Genomic DNA, 5410 nt, shown 5'->3' with positions numbered 1-5410 from the left:
CGGTTACATTCCGAACCCGGAAGCTAAGCCTCACAGCGCCGATGGTACTGCAGGGGGGACCCTGTGGGAGAGTAGGACGCCGCCGAACTAAATTTAGAGAAAACCCCCGAGTCATCGACTCGGGGGTTTTCCTGTTTTCCGGGGTCTTTTGAAGTCTTTGAATTGTGTCCTTGCGACTTCATGGAAATGCGCGGGGCATCTCGCTCTCAAAGCCGGCCCGCGGCCTTGAGAGCGAGGTACGCGTCTGCGAGAGCGGGGGCGAGCTCGTCCGGAGCTGCGTCTACGACCGTGACCCCATGACGGGTCAGCTTCTCCGCTGTACGGCGGCGTTCCGCCTGGGCCTGGGCTGCGGATGCCGCTTCGTAGACGCCGTCCACGGTGCCGCGTGCGGTGGCCATTTTCTGGATGCGGGGATCGGCCACAGCGGCCACAAGCACGGTGTGGCCCTTCGTCAGCCGTGGGAGTACAGGGAGGAGGCCCTCCTCGACGGGGGCTGCGTCCAAGCTGGTCAGGAGGACGATCAGCGAGCGGCGGGGCGCCGTACTCAATGTGGTCGAGGCGAGGCCGCGGGAATCCGTCTCGACGAGTTCCGGGTCGAGTGTGGCCAGCGCGTTCACGAACGACGGGAGGATGTCGCCTGCCGCTTTGCCCTGGACAAGAGCGCGGACGCGTCGGTCGTAGGCGAGGAGGTCCACGCGGTCGCCGGCTCGGGTTGCGAGAGCTGCCAGGAGGAGGGCTGCGTCCATGGCGGCGTCCAGGCGGGGTGCGTCGCCGACGCGGCCGGCCGAGGTGCGGCCGGTGTCCAGGACCAGGAGGATGCGGCGGTCGCGTTCGGGGCGCCAGGTGCGGACGGCCACTGCCGACTGACGGGCGGTGGCGCGCCAGTCGATGGAACGGGTGTCGTCGCCGGGCACATACTCCCTGAGGCTGTCGAACTCGGTGCCCTCGCCGCGCGTCAACAGGCTGGTGCGGCCGTCCAGTTCACGGAGCCGGGCCAGTTTCGACGGCAGGTGTTTGCGGCTGTGGAAGGGCGGCAGGACGCGGACCGTCCAGGGGACCTTGTGGCTGCCCTGACGGTTCAGGAGTCCGAGGGGACCGTATGAGCGGATGGTGATGCGTTCCGCTTCGCGGTCGCCGCGTCGGGTCGGGGTGAGGCGGGTCGTGATGCGGCGGCGCTCGCCGGGAGGGGCGTCGACACGATGGCGGGACGCGGCGGTCTCGGTGCCGGGCGTCCAGCTGCTCGGCGGCCAGGCGTCGCGGAGTTGGGCGCGCAGCGGGCGGCGTGACGGGTTCTCGACCGTGAGCGTGACGTCCGCGGTGTCACCTAGTCGAACTGATGTATCACCAGATCGGGTGAAACGGAGCGAACGCACTGGCGCCGCGAGGGCGTAGTCGCACATCATTGCGATTGCGAGGGGTGAATTGACCGCGATCAGGCCCGTCCAGCTGGGGGCGAGCAGACCTACGGGGACGGAGCCCAGGGCCGCGAGCAGGGCGGCCCGACCGGTGAGTGCCATGGGTCCTCGACCTCAGCGGGGGACGGGGACGTTGGCGAGGATCGCGGTGATGACGGAGTCGGCAGTGACGCCTTCCATTTCTGCCTCCGGGCGGAGTTGGATGCGGTGCCGAAGGGTGGGCAGGGCCAGGGCTTTGACGTCGTCGGGCGTGACGTAGTCGCGTCCGGTGAGCCAGGCCCAGGCGCGTGCGGTGGAGAGCAGGGCGGTCGCACCTCGCGGTGAGACACCAAGGGTGAGTGACGGGGATTCGCGGGTGGCACGGCAGATGTCCACCACGTAGCCGGTGATTTCGGGGGAGACAGCTGTCTTGGCCACGGCGGCTCGGGCTGCCTCGAGATCGTCCGGGCCGGCCACGGGGCGGATGCCTGCCGCAGCGAGGTCGCGGGGGTTGAAGCCCTCCGCATGCCGGTTGAGGACGGCGATCTCGTCCTGACGTGAAGGGAGGGGGACGTTGAGTTTGAGGAGGAAGCGGTCGAGCTGCGCTTCCGGGAGGGGGTAAGTGCCTTCGTACTCCACCGGGTTCTGTGTGGCGGCGACGAGGAACGGGTCGGGGAGTGCGCGGGGGGTGCCGTCGACGGTGACCTGGCGTTCCTCCATGGCCTCGAGGAGGGAGGACTGGGTTTTCGGAGGCGTGCGGTTGATCTCGTCGGCGAGCAGGAGATTGGTGAAGACAGGGCCGGGCTGGAAGGAGAACTCTGCCGTACGGGCGTCGTAGACCAGCGAGCCGGTGACGTCGCTGGGCATCAGGTCGGGGGTGAACTGGACGCGCTTGGTGTCGAGTTCGAGGGCCGAGGCAAGGGCGCGTACGAGGAGGGTCTTCGCGACTCCGGGGACGCCTTCGAGCAGGACGTGGCCGCGGCACAGGAGGGCGACCACCAGGCCGGTGACCGCCGGGTCCTGGCCGACCACGGCCTTCGCGATCTCGGCGCGCAGGGCCTCCAGGGAGGCGCGGGCGCGGTCCGCGTTCCCGGGGGTGTCGGAGATCGGGGCGCTCATGAAGTGCGTACCTCTCTTTCGAGGGCGTCGAGTTGGTCGGCGAGGGAGATCAGGGCGGCGTCGTCGCCAGGAGGTGGGCCGAAGAGAAGCGTGTGCAGGTCCCTGGCTCCGTCGGGGAGTTGGGTGGACAGCGCGGGGAGCATCTCCTCCGGGCTGTGGGCGTGGGAGGGCGGGACACCGACGAGAGGAGCAAGACGGGTGAGGGCTGCCGTGCGGAGTGCGCTCGCGGCTCGGTCGCGGGCATTGCCCTTGCGGTAGAGGCGAGCTCTGCCTTCGACGGCCTCGGAGGCGCGGATGGCTACGGGCAGCCGTTCCGGGACGAGGGGGCCGAGTCGGCGGGCGCGCCAGAGCGCGGCCAGGGCTGCCGCCAGAGCGAGTTGGAGTGTGCCCCAGAGCCAGCCGGAAGGGATCAGGTCGAAGAAGCTGCGGTCGCCGCCGTCGGTGGCCGACGCGTCGCCCAGGGAGGGGAGGTACCAGACCAGATGCGGGCGGGAACCGAGGAGTTGAAGGGCGAGCGAGGCGTTGCCGCGGTCGTCGAGCAGATCGTTGTAGAGAAAGCGAGGGCCGCCGAGCACCACGGTTTCGCCGTCGCCGGTGGGCAGCTGCACCAGCGTGGCCTCGCCGCCCTCCGGGTAGCAGGACGTGGCCTGTTCGGCCGCGGTGGTGTAGCGCATGCCGCCCGTGTCCGCGTCGCCGGCGCGGGTGGCCTCCGGCAGCGAACAGGCGGGCCGCAGCGCGGAATCCACGCCCGGCATCGATGCCGTCACGCCGGGCGCGAGCCGGTCGACGGAGGCAGGGCCGGGCGAGAGCAGAAGGGTGCGACCGCCGGAGTCGTGCGTCGCTTCGTACAGTGCTGTCTGCTGTTTTTCCGTGAGGAGGTCGGGGGAGGCGACCAAGAGGGTGGTGTCCGGGCCTGCGGCTTGCGCTGCCGCGTCGGTCGTGGTGACGACGCGGGTGTCGACGCCCCGGTCCTCGAGAAGTTCGGCGACCGCTCGGCTGCCGGTCGGGTCGAAGGAGCGCGGGTCGAGTCGGCCGTGCTGCTCGTTCGACTGGACGGCGGCGATGACGACTCCGGCGATCAGCAGCACGGTGAGCGCGAGCAGCAGCCCGCGGGAGCGGGTCCACACTTGGCGGGCGGTGGGGGAGGCCGAGGTGGTGGCGTGGGTGGCCTCGGTCATTCGACGGCCCCCTGGGCGGCCCCGCTGAGGGCGGGCCGGGTCTGTTCGAGATCGCGGTCCAGCTCCGTCAGGCGCCGGTACGCGGACTCGTCCGCCGTACGGCCGCCGTATGTGACGTCGTCGAACGTGCGGGCTGCCGCGCGCAGTCGGTCCGTATGGTCCGGCAGGGCGCGGCCGGCTTCCGCGGCGGCCTCGTCGGCCGTGCGGCCGGGGCGTACGTCGAGGAGCGCACGTTCCTCGAGGGAGCGGACGACGGCGCGCATGCGCTCCTGTACTGCCTGGGTCCAGCGCTGGGCCGCGGCATGGGCTTCGGCCGCGGCGCGGTGCTCGGCCGCGCTGCGCGGGCCGTTGTCGAACAACCGGGCCGACGTGGTGGGCGAGCGGCGGGGGGTGCCGAGCCGCCACCAGAGGGCGGCCACGAGCAGCAGCACGAACACGAGGATGACGAGCAGGCCGAGCGCGCCACCGGGGGTGGCTCCTGAAGCGGCGCTGAAGAGGTCGCTGATCCACTCCCAGAGGCGATCCAGGATGCGCTCGAACAGGCTCGGATCGTTCTGGTGGTACCGCGGGTCGGACAGTTCGCGCTCGGCGGCCTCCCGGGCCGGATCGCGCGGGATCGTCACCGGCGGTTCCTCACCGGTGAACGGCCGCAGTGCTGCTGTGTACGTGACTCCCCCCGACACGATCACCGCATCAGCTCCCGGGCTGCGGGCCGGAGGTTCCGGGGCCCGACTGCTGGAGACCGGCCGCGCGGGCGAGCTCCAGGTCGAGGGCCTCGCGACGGATCCGCAGGTCGATGTAGAGCAGCACGCTGACGCCCGCGGTGATCGGGAACGCGAGCATCGAGCCGACCACCGACCCGATGCCGGTGATGATCAGGAAGGTCCAGCCGGCGTCGCCGCCGGCTTCGAGGAAGCCCCCGATGCCTTCGCCGCTCAGAGCACCTGCCAGGAAGGAGAACGGGATGACGATGATCGACACCACGATGTTCACGAGGATCGCGGCGAGCAGCTGAATGCCGAAGACCCGCCACCAGGAGCCGTTCACCAGCTTGGCCGAGCGGGACAGGGACTTGCGGATCGTCTGCTTCTCCAGCATCAGGGCCGGCGAGGAGAGCGAGAAGCGGACGAGGAGCCAGATCGCGACGACCAGCGCGGCGAGGCCGCCCAGGACGGCAAGCGTGGCGCCGCCTTCCGAGGAGCCGGCCACGGCCACGAGGATGCCCGGCAGCGTCCCGACCGCGACGATGCCCGCTCCGATCAGCGGCAGCAGGAAGGTCAGGCCGAGCAGACGCGGCACCTGAGGCCGGGCGTCGCTCCATGCCTCGCCGATCGTGACCGACTTACCGAGCACCGCACGACTGGTGACCATGGTCAGCAGCGCCGTCACGACGAAGGTGGCGAGCAGCGAGAGCAGGAGCAGGACGCCGGAGTCGCGCATGACGGTGCCGGTGGCGCTGAGCAGCTCACTCGCGGTGGCGTTGGGGTCCTCGAGGACCTCCGTGCTGGCGCCGCTGTTCAGGACGAAGCCCTGCAGCAGGATCGCCACGATCTCGGTGATCACCGCCACGGTCAGGGAGATGCCGAGCACGGTGCGCCAGTGCGCGCGCATCGTGGAGACCGCGCCGTCGAGGATCTCGCCGACGCCCAGCGGGCGGAGCGGGATGACACCGGGCTTGGCCGCCGCCGGCGGCGCGTTCCAGCCGCCGCCCCAGCCGGG

Annotated in this window: 5 protein-coding genes and 1 rRNA gene; 1 reads left to right on the top strand and 5 read right to left on the bottom strand. The window is 70.7% G+C overall.

What is annotated here, in order from left to right; translation table 11 throughout:
- Nucleotides 1-88, top strand: a 5S ribosomal RNA gene (gene rrf, locus ABT367_RS40565); the annotation flags it as partial.
- A 118-nt stretch (nucleotides 89-206) separates the two neighbouring features.
- Here the strand turns inward: rrf and ABT367_RS40560 are convergent.
- From ABT367_RS40560 to ABT367_RS40540, 5 genes are all read right to left on the bottom strand, one after another.
- Nucleotides 207-1517 (bottom strand): DUF58 domain-containing protein, encoded by a 1311-nt coding sequence (locus ABT367_RS40560; protein WP_352258895.1) that lies wholly within the window; start codon nucleotides 1515-1517, stop codon nucleotides 207-209.
- Between the two features lie 12 nt (nucleotides 1518-1529).
- Nucleotides 1530-2513, bottom strand: a complete 984-nt coding sequence (locus ABT367_RS40555; protein ID WP_352258893.1) for an AAA family ATPase — start codon at nucleotides 2511-2513, stop codon at nucleotides 1530-1532.
- Entirely contained in the window at nucleotides 2510-3691 is a 1182-nt protein-coding gene (locus ABT367_RS40550; RefSeq protein ID WP_352258891.1) for a DUF4350 domain-containing protein, read from the bottom strand. Before ABT367_RS40550 ends, ABT367_RS40555 begins: the two co-directional genes overlap by 4 nt.
- Nucleotides 3688-4380, bottom strand: a complete 693-nt coding sequence (locus ABT367_RS40545; protein WP_352258889.1) for a DUF4129 domain-containing protein — start codon at nucleotides 4378-4380, stop codon at nucleotides 3688-3690. Before ABT367_RS40545 ends, ABT367_RS40550 begins: the two co-directional genes overlap by 4 nt.
- Before the next feature lie 4 nt (nucleotides 4381-4384).
- Nucleotides 4385-5410, bottom strand: a 1026-nt coding sequence (locus tag ABT367_RS40540) for a glycerophosphoryl diester phosphodiesterase membrane domain-containing protein (RefSeq protein ID WP_352258887.1), incomplete at its 5' end; no start/stop codon positions are given.

It is taken from the genome of Streptomyces mesophilus (assembly GCF_040300965.1).
GTDB lineage: Bacteria > Actinomycetota > Actinomycetes > Streptomycetales > Streptomycetaceae > Streptomyces > Streptomyces mesophilus_A.
The sequence above is the reverse complement of the archived record's forward strand: the minus strand, read 5'-3'. Positions and strand labels throughout refer to the sequence as shown.